Annotated in this window: 1 pseudogene; it reads left to right on the forward strand. The window is 67.9% G+C overall.

Annotation, left to right across the window (positions count from 1 at the left end):
* Positions 1-315 (forward strand): annotated as a pseudogene (locus tag AC1DKD_RS41900) (hypothetical protein); the annotation flags it as partial.
* Between the last annotated feature and the right edge of the window lie 221 nt (positions 316-536).

The following is a 536-nucleotide window of genomic DNA, read 5'->3' on the forward strand; positions in this document are numbered from 1 at the left end:
ATGTTCGGCGATGTGGAGGAACTGGCTGCCGGCTGCCGCTTCGCGGACTGCGCCCACGGCGGTGAACCAGGCTGCGCGGTGCGGGAAGCGATTGACGGCGGCGTCCTGGAGGAACGGCGCTGGAGCTCCTACCTGAAGATGCAGCGGGAACTGGCGGCGCTGGCACGCCGCTCGGACGTCGCCGCCCAGCGCGCCTATTACCGGGAGTGGCACCAGAAGGTGGTGTCCGCCGGAAAATCGCAACGCTGGGCGGAACGCGAGGCCACCGAACGCCAAGGCCGGACCGCGGGGAAGGACCGTAAGCGGAAACGGTAGGAGAGGCGGTATTCCCGTGTCCGGACCGGGAGTAGGGTGCGGTCATGGACATCATCATGGTTCCGGGTTTCTGGCTGGACGCCTCATCATGGGAGGAGGTGGCACCCGTCCTGGAAGCGGCAGGGCACCGCCCCCGCCCCCTCACCCTTCCTGGGAAGGAGACTGTTGACTCGAGCCGGGCGGGCATCAACCTGCAGGACCACATCGACGCGGTGGTGGAG

This window comes from Cupriavidus sp. 05T313, assembly GCF_056396665.1.